Source organism: Streptomyces sp. WM6372, assembly GCF_001279655.1.
GTDB lineage: Bacteria > Actinomycetota > Actinomycetes > Streptomycetales > Streptomycetaceae > Streptomyces.
Window position 1 is genome coordinate 1 of the sequence record NZ_LGDB01000021.1, and the last position, 12,361, is coordinate 12,361.

The 12,361-nt window shown below is 68.8% G+C and carries 16 protein-coding genes, 1 tRNA gene and 1 pseudogene; 4 read left to right on the forward strand and 14 right to left on the reverse strand.

Going from position 1 to position 12,361, the window contains the following annotated elements; translation table 11 throughout:
• Positions 1-1,137: pseudogene (locus ADK52_RS42145) on the reverse strand (hypothetical protein); the annotation flags it as partial.
• A gap of 245 nt (positions 1,138-1,382) precedes the next feature.
• Between ADK52_RS42145 and ADK52_RS03775 the strand changes: the two are divergent.
• Positions 1,383-2,321 (forward strand): Yip1 family protein, encoded by a 939-nt coding sequence (locus ADK52_RS03775; protein ID WP_053688352.1) that lies wholly within the window; start codon positions 1,383-1,385, stop codon positions 2,319-2,321.
• Positions 2,322-2,427: 106 nt separating this feature from the next.
• Here ADK52_RS03775 and ADK52_RS03780 read toward each other — a convergent pair whose 3' ends face one another.
• Together ADK52_RS03780 and dcd are read right to left on the reverse strand one after the other, a co-directional pair.
• On the reverse strand, positions 2,428-2,928 hold the full coding sequence (locus ADK52_RS03780) for a phosphoribosyltransferase (RefSeq protein ID WP_030152914.1): 501 nt from the start codon (positions 2,926-2,928) through the stop codon (positions 2,428-2,430).
• Positions 2,925-3,512 carry a dCTP deaminase gene (gene dcd / locus ADK52_RS03785; RefSeq protein WP_030152916.1) on the reverse strand — a complete coding sequence of 196 codons (588 nt, stop codon included), beginning with the start codon at positions 3,510-3,512 and terminating at the stop codon, positions 2,925-2,927. Before dcd ends, ADK52_RS03780 begins: the two co-directional genes overlap by 4 nt.
• A 486-nt stretch (positions 3,513-3,998) precedes the next feature.
• On the opposite strand from dcd, the gene ADK52_RS03790 reads away from it, so the two are divergent.
• Positions 3,999-4,072: transfer RNA gene (locus ADK52_RS03790), tRNA-Gly, on the forward strand.
• Positions 4,073-4,123: 51 nt separating this feature from the next.
• Here ADK52_RS03790 and ADK52_RS03795 read toward each other — a convergent pair.
• From ADK52_RS03795 to ADK52_RS03845, 11 genes are all read right to left on the reverse strand, one after another.
• On the reverse strand, positions 4,124-5,281 hold the full coding sequence (locus ADK52_RS03795; RefSeq protein WP_053688353.1) for a tyrosine-type recombinase/integrase: 1,158 nt from the start codon (positions 5,279-5,281) through the stop codon (positions 4,124-4,126).
• Positions 5,281-5,493: an excisionase family DNA-binding protein gene (locus ADK52_RS03800; protein ID WP_053688354.1), complete on the reverse strand. Its 213-nt coding sequence runs from the start codon at positions 5,491-5,493 to the stop codon at positions 5,281-5,283. Before ADK52_RS03800 ends, ADK52_RS03795 begins: the two co-directional genes overlap by 1 nt.
• Positions 5,486-6,874 carry a replication initiator protein RepSA gene (gene repSA, locus ADK52_RS03805; protein WP_053688355.1) on the reverse strand — a complete coding sequence of 463 codons (1,389 nt, stop codon included), beginning with the start codon at positions 6,872-6,874 and terminating at the stop codon, positions 5,486-5,488. The genes ADK52_RS03800 and repSA overlap by 8 nt, the downstream gene beginning before the upstream one ends.
• Positions 6,875-6,879: 5 nt before the next feature.
• On the reverse strand, positions 6,880-7,059 hold the full coding sequence (locus ADK52_RS03810) for a hypothetical protein (RefSeq protein WP_053688356.1): 180 nt from the start codon (positions 7,057-7,059) through the stop codon (positions 6,880-6,882).
• A gap of 92 nt (positions 7,060-7,151) precedes the next feature.
• Positions 7,152-7,337, reverse strand: coding sequence for a hypothetical protein (locus ADK52_RS03815; RefSeq protein WP_053688357.1), 186 nt, complete (start codon positions 7,335-7,337; stop codon positions 7,152-7,154).
• Position 7,338: 1 nt separating this feature from the next.
• The gene (locus tag ADK52_RS03820; protein WP_053688358.1) at positions 7,339-7,635 is read right to left on the reverse strand and encodes a hypothetical protein; all 297 of its coding nucleotides are present in this window, start codon (positions 7,633-7,635) and stop codon (positions 7,339-7,341) included.
• Between the two features lie 13 nt (positions 7,636-7,648).
• Entirely contained in the window at positions 7,649-7,834 is a 186-nt protein-coding gene (locus ADK52_RS03825; RefSeq protein ID WP_053688359.1) for a mobile element transfer protein, read from the reverse strand.
• 18 nt (positions 7,835-7,852) lie between these two features.
• Positions 7,853-8,518 (reverse strand): DUF2637 domain-containing protein, encoded by a 666-nt coding sequence (locus tag ADK52_RS03830; protein WP_053688360.1) that lies wholly within the window; start codon positions 8,516-8,518, stop codon positions 7,853-7,855.
• Positions 8,519-8,587: 69 nt separating this feature from the next.
• A complete protein-coding gene (locus tag ADK52_RS03835; protein ID WP_053688361.1) occupies positions 8,588-8,779 on the reverse strand; it encodes a hypothetical protein in 192 nt (63 codons plus the stop codon).
• 81 nt (positions 8,780-8,860) lie between these two features.
• Positions 8,861-10,210 carry an FtsK/SpoIIIE domain-containing protein gene (locus ADK52_RS03840; RefSeq protein WP_053688362.1) on the reverse strand — a complete coding sequence of 450 codons (1,350 nt, stop codon included), beginning with the start codon at positions 10,208-10,210 and terminating at the stop codon, positions 8,861-8,863.
• 2 nt (positions 10,211-10,212) lie between these two features.
• The gene (locus tag ADK52_RS03845; RefSeq protein ID WP_053688363.1) at positions 10,213-10,545 is read right to left on the reverse strand and encodes a hypothetical protein; all 333 of its coding nucleotides are present in this window, start codon (positions 10,543-10,545) and stop codon (positions 10,213-10,215) included.
• A gap of 153 nt (positions 10,546-10,698) precedes the next feature.
• On the opposite strand from ADK52_RS03845, the gene ADK52_RS03850 reads away from it, so the two are divergent.
• Together ADK52_RS03850 and ADK52_RS03855 are read left to right on the forward strand one after the other, a co-directional pair.
• Entirely contained in the window at positions 10,699-11,565 is an 867-nt protein-coding gene (locus ADK52_RS03850) for a GntR family transcriptional regulator (protein WP_053688365.1), read from the forward strand.
• Complete coding sequence (locus tag ADK52_RS03855) at positions 11,552-12,244, forward strand: HAD family hydrolase (RefSeq protein ID WP_053688364.1); 693 nt, start codon at positions 11,552-11,554, stop codon at positions 12,242-12,244. The genes ADK52_RS03850 and ADK52_RS03855 overlap by 14 nt, the downstream gene beginning before the upstream one ends.
• Positions 12,245-12,361 lie beyond the last annotated feature (117 nt).

A 12,361-nucleotide genomic window follows, 5' to 3' on the forward strand; every position in this document is an offset into this window, starting at 1 on the left:
GTCCACCGTCGCGATGCCCCCCGCCGCGGCCATCCCCCCGCCAGCGGCGAGCAGCATCGGCGCGTCACCCGTAGAAGCACCGGCCTCCGAGCCGGTCCCGGTCCCGGAACCGTTCCCGGAACCGTTCCCGACCCCCTCCGCCCCGGCCTTCACTCCACCCTTCGGGATCACCCGATCCCCCGCCGGCTTCGCAGCCGCCTTCGACCGCTCGGCCACGTACTTCTCGATCAGCTTCCCGTCGAACCCGTACACCCAGCTGCTCCCGCCGCTCTTCCCGTCGATGACGACGAACTTCACGCGCTTCCCGTCCTGGACGATCCGGTACGTCCAGCCGTCGTTCTGCGCGCTGGGGTGCTTCAGGTCGATCGTCCCGAGCGGGTTCCCGTTCGGCATGGAGATCTCGACGCGCTTGCCGTTCGGGCCGTCGATCAGCTTCGCGATCCGCCCGTCCGGCATGGTGATCCGGACCGAGGTCTCCTTCTTGACCTCGTGCTTCGGCTTCTCGACGGGCTTCTCAACCGGCTTCGGCTTGGGCCTCGGCTCCGGCTTCTGCTCGCCCTCCACCCATGAGGTCACGGTCCCGTTCGGCTGGAGGACGACGTGCAGCCCGTTGTTCTGTCCGTAGGCCGGCTTGCCGCCCTTGCTGACCAGCGTGTCCAGCTTCGTCGACCCGGAGAAGATCACGGCCTCGAAGTGGTCGTTGCCGATCTTGTAGATCTTGGCGATCGAGCCGTCCGCCAGCCTGACCGTGGTCACGAAGGCCCGCTCGACCGGCGGCGCGGTCGGCTCGACCTGTGGCACGGTCGGGTCCACCGCCGGCACCGTCGGATCAACGGCCGGTTCCGTAACGGGCGTGGGCTTGCCCTCTCCAGACGCACCCTCACCCGACTTCTCCTCCACGGACTTCTCCTCCACCGGCCGCTCCTCCACCCGCTGTTCCTCCACCCGCTGCTCCTTGACCGGCTGCTCCACCCCCGGCAGAACCTCCTGCTCCGCTCCGGCCGGCGAGTCCGCGAACGCGGATCCGACCGGGAGGGCCAGTACGGCGGCCGCGCCCGCGAAGACGGCGGCGGTACGAAGGGTGGTGCGACGTGCGGTGCTGCGCATGTGGGGGCTCTTCTCGTACTCGTGGCTCATGCCTCATCGGTGGCGTCGGCGCGTCGTCGGCGGCGACACAGACGAAGCTACGGACCCGATATCTACGCATTCCGTCGGAGATGTAACGAACCCCCGCAGACTCCCCGCCAACCAGGTAACTCACAAAAACCGACCCAAACCAACCCAATCGGGATCCCCTAGGGGATGTCACAGCTCAGCCGCAAAGGGCCCCTATTCCGGCACCCCGCCCACCACGGCCTCCGGGACCAGGTACGTTCGATCACGTGGCTGGATTCAGGATCGGACGCGGCCGGGACAACAACCGCGCTCCCCAACAACCCCCGCGGCAGCAGCCGTACGGTCAGCAGCAGCAACCGCCGCAGGCGCCGTACGGCCAGCAGCCCTACCCTCCCCAGCAGCAGTGGCCTCAGCAGCCCGCCGCCGGAGGCCACGGCGAGCCCGAGTACTTCGACCCGCACGAGCAGCCGCCGTACGGCCAGCAGCAGGGCCAGTCGTACGGCCAGCAGCAGCCCCCGTACGGTCACGGCGGCCCCGGCGGCCCCGGCGGAGGCTCGTACGCGAACGACAACCCGGGGCACACCCAGGTCTTCGCGTACGGCGAGGACCCGTACAGCCAGGGCGCGACGTACCACGCGGGCGCCGCGGCCGCCGCGCCGACGGGCCCGCGACTGCCGTGGAAGGAACTCCTCCGCGGCATCGTGATGCGGCCGGGGCCGACGTTCCTGCAGATGCGCGACTACGCCGTCTGGGGCCCGGCGCTGATCGTGACCTTCCTGTACGGCCTGCTCGCGGTCTTCGGCCTCGACGACGCCCGCGAGGACGTCATGAAGGCCACCCTCCCCAACGCCGTCCCGATCGTCCTCAGCGCCGGCGTGGCCTTCGTCATCTGCGGCCTGATCCTCGGCGCCGTCACGCACACCCTGGCCCGCCAGCTGGGCGGCGACGGCGCGTGGCAGCCGACCGTGGGCCTGTCGATGCTGGTCATGTCCATCACGGACGCGCCGCGCCTGCTCTTCGCCGTGTTCCTCGGCGGGGACAACCTGTTCGTGCAGGCACTGGGCTGGGCCACGTGGGTGGCGGCCGGAGCCCTGTTCACGTCGCTCGTCAGCAAGTCGCACGACCTGCCGTGGCCGAAGGCGCTGGGCGCGTCCGCGATCCAGCTGGTCGCGCTGCTGTCGATCATCAAGCTGGGCACGCTGTAAACCCACGACGCAAACGCACGACGCACGACCCACGACGCACGACCACGACCGACGAGAAAGGGCCCCGGCGCACAACGCGCCGGGGCCCTTTTCCACGCTGGTCGTGTCAGGCGTCGAGAACCTGACCCTCACGCTTCACCACGGGCGGCTCGACCGACCACGGGAAGTTGATCCACTCGTCGGTCTTCTTCCACACGTACTCGCACTTCACGAGCGAGTGGGACTTCTCGTAGATCACGGCGGACCGGACCTCGGCGACGTGGCCCAGGCAGAAGTCGTGGACGAGCTTCAGCGTCTTGCCGGTGTCGGCCACGTCATCCGCGATGAGGACCTTCTTGTCGGTGAAGTCGATCGCCTCGGGCACGGGCGCCAGCATGACCGGCATCTCCAGCGTGGTCCCGACGCCCGTGTAGAACTCGACGTTCACCAGGTGGATGTTCTTGCAGTCGAGCGCGTACGCCAGACCGCCGGCGACGAAGACGCCGCCGCGGGCGATGCTCAGGATGATGTCGGGCTCGTAGCCGTCATCGGCGATGGTCTGCGCGAGCTCGCGCACCGCCCGCCCGAATCCCTCGTAGTTCAGGTTCTCTCGTACGACGTCGCTCATGCCTCGTGCCTCACCTGGGTGCGGTGGAAGTTCTGGAAGGAGCGCGAGGCCGTCGGGCCGCGCTGGCCCTGGTACCGCGATCCGTACCGCTCGCTCCCGTACGGGAACTCGGCGGGCGAGCTGAGCCGGAACATGCACAGCTGCCCGATCTTCATCCCGGGCCACAGCTTGATCGGGAGGGTGGCGAGGTTCGACAGTTCGAGCGTGACGTGCCCCGAGAACCCGGGGTCGATGAACCCGGCGGTCGAATGCGTCACCAGCCCCAGGCGGCCCAGGCTGGACTTCCCCTCCAGTCTGGAGGCGATGTCGTCGGGCAGCGAGACGACCTCGTAGGTCGAGGCGAGGACGAACTCGCCCGGGTGGAGGATGAAGGCCTCGTCACCCTCCGGCTCGACCATGCGGGTCAGGTCGGGCTGCTCGACGGCGGGGTCGATGTGGGCGTAGCGGTGGTTCTCGAACACCCGGAAAAAGCGGTCGAGACGTACATCGATGCTGGAGGGCTGCACCATCGATTCCTCGAACGGGTCGATGCGAACCCGTCCGCTGTCGATCTCGGCCCGGATGTCTTTGTCTGAGAGAAGCACGTCCCGAGGATACGCAGTGCGCGCGGACCACCCCCAATCGAGAGCGGCCCCGCGCGCCTCTCGGACCGTCTACCGCTTGACGGCCGTCACCCCGACGGGCACGGCATGCCTCAGCCGCGCACACCGCGGGCACCGCAACAGCCGCCCGGGCCCGATCCGGCCGGCACCGAGGTGCTGCAGCGGAAACGAAGCGGTACTGAAAACGTGCCCTTCGGCACAACGGACGACGGTGTTCTCCATCGAGTCCCTTTCCCCAACCTGCCGTACTGCGACGAATCGCCACATTAGGGGATGATCGCGACCTGCTCCAGCCGCCACTCCAGCGCCGCTCCCGCACCACCGCGCACGGGTACGTTACGCCCCAACTCCCGCCCCCACGAGCCTCGGTGCACACCACAAACAACGACGACCCCGCGGCAGATTCACCGGGGGTCGATCATGGGGTAGAGTGTCCAAAGATACCGCTCCAGGCAACTGGAACGCTATGCGGATGTAGTTTAATGGTAGAACATGAGCTTCCCAAGCTTATAGCGCGGGTTCGATTCCCGTCATCCGCTCCACAGCAAAGCCCCAGGTCAGCGACCCGGGGCTTTTGTGTTGCCTAGACCTCTCTACCTTTCCCGTGCCAGATCCGTGCCAGATGCGGAATTCCGTGCCGTGGCCCGCAGCGCCTGTACCCGAGCATCGATCCCGGCAGCTACTTCCCTCTGACGCTCAAGGTTGGAGTGCTGGTAGATCATGGCCGCCTTCTCCGAGGACTGGCCGGCGCGCACCATTGTGTCCTTCAGGGTGGCCCCGGACTGCGTCGAGAGGGTGTGCCCGGTGTGACGAAGGTCGTAGAAGGTGAACGCCTCCGGCAGTCCTGCCGCCTTACGCGCCTTCTTCCACTTCCGACCGAACGTCGTACGCCGGAACGGTGCGCCTCGCTCCCCTATGAAGAGCAGCCCGTCCGGCTTCTGCTCGGCGTACAGGTACATGTGCATCTTGAGATCGCCAGCCATGAAGCGCGGCAGAACGATGAACCGCTTACCTGCCTCGCTCTTGGTCTCGCCGGGCGCACGCCGACCGGTGTTGAGCTCCGGCTCGGCGCGACGCACCCAGACACCGCAGTTCGCAAGGTCAACGTCCGGGCGACGCAGGCCCGCCAGCTCCTCGGGCCGAGCCGGACCGTAAGCGGCGATATAGACCATCAACCGCCAGCGCGCCCCGATGGCCTTGGCAACGACATCGACCTGGTCCACGGTGGCGGTGGACCGCTCGGCAGCTGTTTCCTTGCCCGCGCCCTTGATCCGGCAGGGGTTCCGTCTGATCAACTCATCGTCCTCGGCGGTCTGCATGATCGCCTTGAACAGCCGGTACGACTTGGCGACCGTCGACCCCCCGGTGACCTTGAGCCGTGCAGCCCGCCAGGTGCGCACGTGGGGCGGGGTGATCTGGTCAAGGTCCCGGTCCTCGAAGGTGGGCAGGATGTGCAGCCGCAGCAGCCGCCGGTACAGCTCGTCGGTGGTCTCCTCCAGGCCGCGCTCGTCCACCCACTGAACTGCGTACTCGCGGAAGTTGACCGCTCCCGCGTCCGGGTCCCGCCAGTCCCCCTTGTTGATCTCGGTCTGCTTCTCGGCGAGCCAATCGTCCGCGTCCCGCGAGGTCGCGAAGGTCTCGGGTGCCGGCCGCATGACCCCGTCAGGACCGGGATACCGCGCCTGGAACTGCCCGGACGGCAACTTCCGAATGGCGCCGAACGTACGCTTCTTGCCCTTTCGGTTGCCCATCAGGCAACCCGCCGGAAGCGCGAGCGCTGCGGCCGACGCGGCTCGACCGTGTTGGCGGCGATGTACGCCTGCACCGCGCTCTCCGGGATCCGCACGTGGGTGCCGACCTTCACGTACCGGATGCGTCGCTCGGCAACGAGCCGCCGGGGGAACCGCTCCGTGGTGCCGAGTAGTTCGGCGACCTGAACGACGGACAGGTATCGATCACTCATCTCGTTCCCCCATGAGTTCTTCGCGGGCGATCTCGCGGTTGAGCCGGATGTCGCGGCGGATGTTGGCGGCGAGCCAGGACTCGCCGGGTGTGGAGCCGTGTCCGGCGTAGGCCCAGTGCGCGACCACGAGGAGGGTTGCCTCCGGGTGCTCGGCGGGGTCGGGCAGGCCGAGGGAGGCGCGTTGTTGGGCGGCGCGGTAGTCGGCGCGGACCTGTCGCAAGGCGCCGAGGGTGGTCGAGTATTGGCGGGACTTGGTGGAGAAGTGCCCGCGGAAGCCGAGCATGTGAGCCCAGGCCCGCAGCCGACGTTCCGGGTAAGCCCGATCGAGATCCATGCAGGCTTCCATCAACCGCCGCGGGTGGTCGGGCACTCCGAGAAGGAGCAGGGCTTCCTTGTTGCCGACCGGGTGGTCGACGGTGCCTGTCGTCTCGGCGGCTTTGGTGGCGTACTTGGCGACGTAGGAGGCGACCGCCTGCTCCGTTAAGTCTTCTCCGTTCCCGAAGGCGCCGATGGGCTGCACGTCGATCTGCTCGCCCCACCTAAGGTCCCAGTCGTTCTCGAAGCCGTGCTCCAGGGTGGCCGGCACGACGACACGGACACGAGCGGCAGCGGCCCGAATGGCGTCGGTGAGCAGGTCGAGGGTGGCCCAAGCGGGCGGCGGGCTGTCGGGCCCGCTCGGCCCGTCGAATCGGATCACGGCGTGGAAGTGGACGGCCCCGCGCTTTTGGTACTCGGCGACCTTGCCGAAAGAGACGCGGGACTGTTCACGGGCGGCTTTCTGGGTGAGACCGGCGCGGGCGGCGATCTCACGGCGGAGGTAGATCGTGAAGTACCGCCACAGCTCGGAGGCGTGGTTGTTCCACAGCACCGCGCCCGCGTAGTCGTACGTGGACGGGTCGAGCGGGGTACCCAGCTCCCTGGCGTCTTCGGGGTGCCCGACGCCGCACCGGCAGGAGCGGGTGCCGGGGCGGTTGTGGACGGGGCCGAAGGACGGGGCGGTCAGGGTGGCGAAGACGCGGGGGTGGTCGCGAATCGTCTCGGGTGTGCCCTTGGCGGGCTCACCGACGAGTCCGGCGCGGATCAGGTGGTAGGTGTCACCGGCGTACGTCCAGGCGCAGGCCGGGCAGCGGGAGGCCCGGCGGTTGCCGCAGGCGATCCGGAGGACGCCGCCAGGCTCGGCGTCGGTCGTGTAGGCGTGAAGGACGCTCCGCGTGGCGGGGTCAAGGAGCTTGCTTCCGCCGGAGAGGCGGATGGGGGCGGCGCATCCTCCGGTGCGGCGGATCTGTTCGTGGAGTCGGTCGAAGCCGGGGGCCCCGGCCACCCGGAGCAGATCGCTCAGGGTGGCCGGGTCCAGGCCCGCCGCAGTGGCGGCGTCAGACAAGGCACTCACTTCCCGGCGCGGACGAGGCCGGCGGGGATGGTGCGGCCGAGTCCCCGGCAGGCCGGGCAGTGGGCACGGACGGTGTCTCGGGCGCCATCGGGGGTCCGGGTGCCGGTGGTGATCGTGGCGGTGGCGAAGCCGTCGCAGTCGCGGCAGACGGGCTTGGTCTGGGCGTGCTGGGGCATGATGAGGCTTCCCTTTCGGGTCCGTTGGATCAGGAAGAGGTGGAGCCGTCCGGGGCGGCGGATCTTTGGCGAGAGAGCCGCCCCGGAGGGCGTTACTTGATGCGGCCGCCGCGCTTCTGCGTGGCGTTGAAGATGCGCTTGTCCTCGCGCGTGGCGGTGCCGTCGCCGATCCGGTCACGGATTTCGTTCAGGAGGCGTCCGCCTTCGCGCTTGGCGTCCTGGATCTGCCGGTCCTGCTCGTCGTGGTTGGTCTCGGGACGCTTGCTGAAGATGCCCATGTCAGTGACCTTTCGGGTTGTTGAGCAGGGAGCGGATGACGACGGCGCACACGGCGACCGAGGCGGCCGTGATGGCGACGGCGAGGAGCATGGAGACGAGGACGGTGCCGACGACCAGGACCACGGCCCCACCGCCGGCGACGAGGGCAGCGACGCTGCCGGGCGTGAGCTGGACGGTCGGGCGGGCAGCCGGAGCGGGTACCGGGGCCGGGGCGGTCGGCACGGGGGCCGCCGCGGGGTCGGGAACCAGGTGGACCGGGATGTAGGTGTCGGGCTTCGGGTACTTCGGCGTGAGCATGAGCGATCTCCTTTCAGGCCTTGCAGCGGTGGGTGCGGGCGGCGAGTTCGGCGCTGGCGCGGGTGAAGTAGTCGGCGGAGAAGTCGCAGCCCGGAGCGGTGCACACGGCGGTGTGCTTGGTGCGGCCCCGGCCGTCGTGGTGGGTGCCGACGCGCACCGGTCCGAAGCGGGCGACGTTGTAGAAGCGGTTCGGGCGCACGGTCTGTCTCCTTTCCTGTCACGTGAGTTGGACAGCGATGGCATCCGCCAGCGCGGGCGGGACGCCGAGGCGGCTCCGCAGAGTCGCTGTGTCGATCGGGGCCCCGGTCTGTGCCTGGTGGGCGTCCGCGATCTTCTGGGCGTGGTCGAGCAGGGCGGGCGGGACCGGCATGGCGGCGGCCGTGGGTGCGGGCTGCGGCGGTGCGGACTGCGGGGCGGGTTCGGCCGGCGGTAGCTCGGGAGCAGCTTCCGGCGCGCGCTCCACGGTCAGGTCCGGGGCGGGCTCGACCTGCCGCTGTTCCGTCTGCTCCGGCTCCATCACCGGGGCGGGTGCGTGGGCGAGGAGCGTGCCGCCGAGGAAGGCGAGCGCGGGCCAGCCCGCGACGAGGATGCGCAGCCAGGCCGGAACGTCTTGCAGGTCGAGCAGTCCGGCAGTGGCGACGTTGGCGCCGAGCGAGGCGACGAGGGCGATGGCGAACCAGAGCCAGGCGTCGCGGTTCTCGGCGTTCGTGCGCATCCGGCGCCATGCGGCGACCAACAGCAGGTCGACGCTGACCGGGTAGGCCCACGCCTTCCATCCGTCCTGTCCTGCCGCAGCAGCCAGATCGTGCAGGTGGGCGAAGGACAGGGCACCGGCGATGACAGCCTGGATCAGCACGGCGTCGAGGCGGAGGGTGCGGAACACGAGTCACCTCCTTTCAAGGAGGCCGATGCCGAGCGTTTCCGTCCGGCACCAGCGGTTTTGGGAATCGCGTCAGCCGGTGCCGGTGCCGAGGCAGCTCAGGCAGAGTCCCGTCTGCGTGGCGCCGATCTCGCGGTGCTTGCGCCCGACCCGGACGGCCGTCGTGGTCTCCCCCGTCCCGTCGCAGGTACCGCAGGACGGCGGTACGGGAGCGGGCTTGGGCGAGCGTCGCCGCCGGGGCGGCGGCTTTTTCTCGGTGCTCATGGCGGTTCCCTTCGGTTTCGGGCATGGGTCGGGTAGGGACCTGGCGCGAGATGGTCACGCCGACCGAGGGGGAGAGAGTCGCTACGGCGTCGCCGGAGTCGGCTTAACCAGCGGGACGGACCCGGGGAACCCGGCGGAGGCGGCGACCGCCGGCCGGTACGGAGCGAGAGAGGGCAGCGCCGGGGTCAGGTACGCGAACTGCGAGCAGACCTCGGCAGCTTCCTTGGCGCTCAACTCGGGGGTGCGGATCCGGGACCAGCCGCCGGAGGAGTCGCCGGCCACCGCGACACCGGGCCGGTCGGGCGGGATTGCCGTCACGGCCATGACCGCGTCGGGGGCGATGTCGCCCAGGCCCATGTCAGCGGTCTGCTTGTCGTTGACGCGGTGGACCACGCGCCCAGTGAGCTGTGCGCGGAGCGTGGTGGCGCCCTTGCCGAGTTCGGAGCCGAAGCGCTGGCCGCAGATCTCCAGGTAGATGCCGGCCGCACGGGCCATCTGACCGAGGCGGATCAGCTGCATGACCATCCGGTCCCGACGCTCCTCGTCCTTCTTTCCGGCGATGAGGAACAGCTCCGCGACTTCGTCCACGAGCACGACGACGGGTACCGGACGGATGCCCTCGGGCAGCGCCCACAGGTCGGCGGCGCCATAGGCGCTCAGCAGATCGAAACGGGTCTCCATCTCGTCAACAAGCGCGTCCAGGAGCCCGGACGCCTCCGCCGGGGTCACGGCCAGTGCCGACAGCCGCGGGGCGTAGCCCTGCTGCTCAACACCGCGCTTGCAGTCGATCCCGACCAGGGCGACCCGCAGGCGGGCGAGGCCCGCGATCAGGTTGCGCTGGTACATGGACTTACCCGACTGGTTGGCGCCGAGCGTCAGCGCGTGCGGGACCTTGAGGTAGTCCCGTACGAACGCGGTGCCGTCCTCCCGGAGCGCGACCGGGACCACCATCTGCCCGGACGGGCGTCGGCGCGGCATCTTCACGCGGCGCAGTACGTCGTAGCCGGTCATCCGCAGCTCGACAAACCCCGGCTTGGTTTCCACCACGTTGACCGAGTGGACACCCCAGGCGTGGCGCAGCCGCTCGGAAGCCGCGACCACGTCGGAGGGCTCCAGCCCGGCCGGCAGCCGCAGGGTGACCCGCATCCCGGTCGAGGAACCCCGCACCCGGCGGACCTTCGGCGGAACCGGCTGTACGTCGCTGCGACGGGCGACGTTGCGGACCAGGAACGCCCGGAAGCGGGACGGCTGCACCGTGAGTCCGCACACGTCCATCGTGGCCCCGTACGTCACCGCGAACCGCACACGTGCCACAGGCAGACCGACCACAGACCAGAACAGGCGCGGGGCACGGTACTTCGCGTATCCGAGACCACCGCCTGCACCCGCCAGGGGGAGGCCGACCTCCCATAACGTCGACAGGTCGGTCATGGTCAGACCCCGACCGACGTGAGGGCGACGGCGCGGAACGAGATGCCGTGCCGGGTCTGACCGTTGAACGTGTTCTCCCAGTCCCGTGCCTTGAGGCCGATCACGGAGACCGGCATGCCCGGCATCAGGCCCTCGGGGAGACCGGTCTCCGGAACGGTCACCTGGTAGAGGTTGCCCTCCCCCTCATCCGAGATCAGCAGACCCACCGTGGACAGCCCGGCACCGGTCTCCCGGTCGACGGCGCGCTCACCGGTCTGCTTGCTCACGAGCTTCGGGGTCGGGGCCGTGGCCACGAACACCACGGCAGTCGACGTGTCCACCTTGAACGACGGCATGGTTTCTCCTTCAGAGATGCCAGCAGGAAGCTAGATGACCAACTTGGCTAGCCCGGTTGGTCACATCTCGAAGGTAAGAGAGATGGCTAGCCATGTCAACAACATGACTGGCATGGCTGTCCTGCTTGGGGGGTGTCACCTACCATCGACCCCATGACCTTTGTCCCCGAGCCCCTCGACCCAGACGACGACAGAGCCCCGTACGAGCAGGTGGCGAGCAGCCTCAGCGCGGCCATCCGCACTCGAAAGCTGGGCCCTGGTGAGAAGCTCCCGTCCCACGCGAAGCTGACGGAGCACTACGGGTTCGCTCGGGCGACAATCCAGCGCGCGCTGCGCGACCTCGAAGACGAGGGCCTGGTGGTCTCCCGTAAGGGCAGCGGCGTCTATGTGCGCAACCGGACCGAACGGCCAGCGGGCCTACGCCCGTACGTCGAGCAGGCCTTCGCCAAGGACCGCGTGACGATCGATTTCGCAGGCTTCTCCAGCGAGACCCTGCACGGGGCACTTCAGGAGCCGCTCGACAAGATCCGGGTCGGTCGGCTCACGCCGTCGAGCATCACCATGCGGATACTCGTCCCCGACATGTCGGTGCCCCAGGCGGCGCCGGTACGCAAGGACGACGGCGCGGACGACAAGCGGCTCCGCGACCGAATGCACGACATCATGGTCAGCTACACCCGCAGCATTCGTGACGCCATCGCCGAGCTGGAGCACCTTGGCCTCGTGGCCGAGACGCAGATCAGCGTCCGTGTCCACAGCGGTACGCAGTTCTTCAAGCTCTACGTGATCAACGACGAAGACGCGTTCTTTGGGTACTACCCGATCCGGCCCAACAAGGTCGTCGCCCAGGGCGAGACGATCGAGATCTACGACCTTGTGGGCAAGGACGCCACGCTGTTCCATCACTCGATCAATGACGGCGAGTCTTCCAGCGGAGCGCAGCAGGTCCAGCAAGCCCGCATGTGGTTCGACAGCGTGTGGGAGACCATCGGAAGGGACTTCGACCTTGACGCACGATGACCGTCTCTCGGGAGTCCTGGCGAACGCGCGCGTGATCTTCTTCGACTTCGACGGGCCCGTATGCGATGTGTTCGCCGGGCTGCCCGCCCCAGAGGTCGCCAAGCAGCTCGCCGCACTGCTCACAGCCCATGACGAGGCCGCCGGTGCCAAGGCCACCGAGACCGACGATCCGATCGAGGTCATGCGCATCGCGCACGAGGCCGGCGACGAAATCGGCCGCATGGTGGAACAGGCGCTGACTGCGGCTGAGGTCGAAGCCGTGGCGGTGGCCGGATCGCCGACCGCGGGGGCGGTGGAAGCTCTTCAGGCCGCACGTGCCTCGGGGCGGCCGGTGGCGGTGGTGAGCAACAATTCCGCCGAATGCGTCCAGCGCTTCCTGGAGGAGCACGGGCTGGGGGGATACGTCGTGAAGGTCATCGGTCGACCGTCCGGGCAGCCTCACCTGATGAAGCCGAACCCGTTCCCGCTGATTGGGGCGGCGGAGCAGATGCAGATGGATGTCACGCACTGCACCCTGATCGGTGACTCGCTCACGGACATCCAGGCCGCGCATGCCGCAGGGACGACGGTCATCGGCTACGCCAACAAGCCCCAGAAGGTCGATCTGTTCGCCGAAGCGCAAGCCGATGCCGTCACAGACGACATGCAGGCCATCGCCGACGCACTCACCACGGCGTAGCCGAGGATCAGCGGGGGACCTGTTACAGGTTTCTCTACCTCATCAAGGCGGCTCGCTCCGCTCGCCGCGCGCGTTCCCGGCTCACCGCCGGGCCCCGACGCTCCGTGCCTTCGGCAC

Coding starts and splice junctions, on each gene's coding strand:
- ADK52_RS03780 (WP_030152914.1), bottom strand. CDS start 2,928: ATGAGCGACGTCGTACGAGAGAACCTGAACTACGAGGGATTCGGGCGG.
- ADK52_RS03795 (WP_053688353.1), bottom strand. CDS start 5,281: ATGGGCAACCGAAAGGGCAAGAAGCGTACGTTCGGCGCCATTCGGAAG.
- ADK52_RS03800 (WP_053688354.1), bottom strand. CDS start 5,493: ATGAGTGATCGATACCTGTCCGTCGTTCAGGTCGCCGAACTACTCGGC.
- ADK52_RS03810 (WP_053688356.1), bottom strand. CDS start 7,059: ATGCCCCAGCACGCCCAGACCAAGCCCGTCTGCCGCGACTGCGACGGC.
- ADK52_RS03815 (WP_053688357.1), bottom strand. CDS start 7,337: ATGGGCATCTTCAGCAAGCGTCCCGAGACCAACCACGACGAGCAGGAC.
- ADK52_RS03820 (WP_053688358.1), bottom strand. CDS start 7,635: ATGCTCACGCCGAAGTACCCGAAGCCCGACACCTACATCCCGGTCCAC.
- ADK52_RS03835 (WP_053688361.1), bottom strand. CDS start 8,779: ATGAGCACCGAGAAAAAGCCGCCGCCCCGGCGGCGACGCTCGCCCAAG.
- ADK52_RS03840 (WP_053688362.1), bottom strand. CDS start 10,210: ATGACCGACCTGTCGACGTTATGGGAGGTCGGCCTCCCCCTGGCGGGT.
- ADK52_RS03845 (WP_053688363.1), bottom strand. CDS start 10,545: ATGCCGTCGTTCAAGGTGGACACGTCGACTGCCGTGGTGTTCGTGGCC.
- ADK52_RS03850 (WP_053688365.1), top strand. CDS start 10,699: ATGACCTTTGTCCCCGAGCCCCTCGACCCAGACGACGACAGAGCCCCG.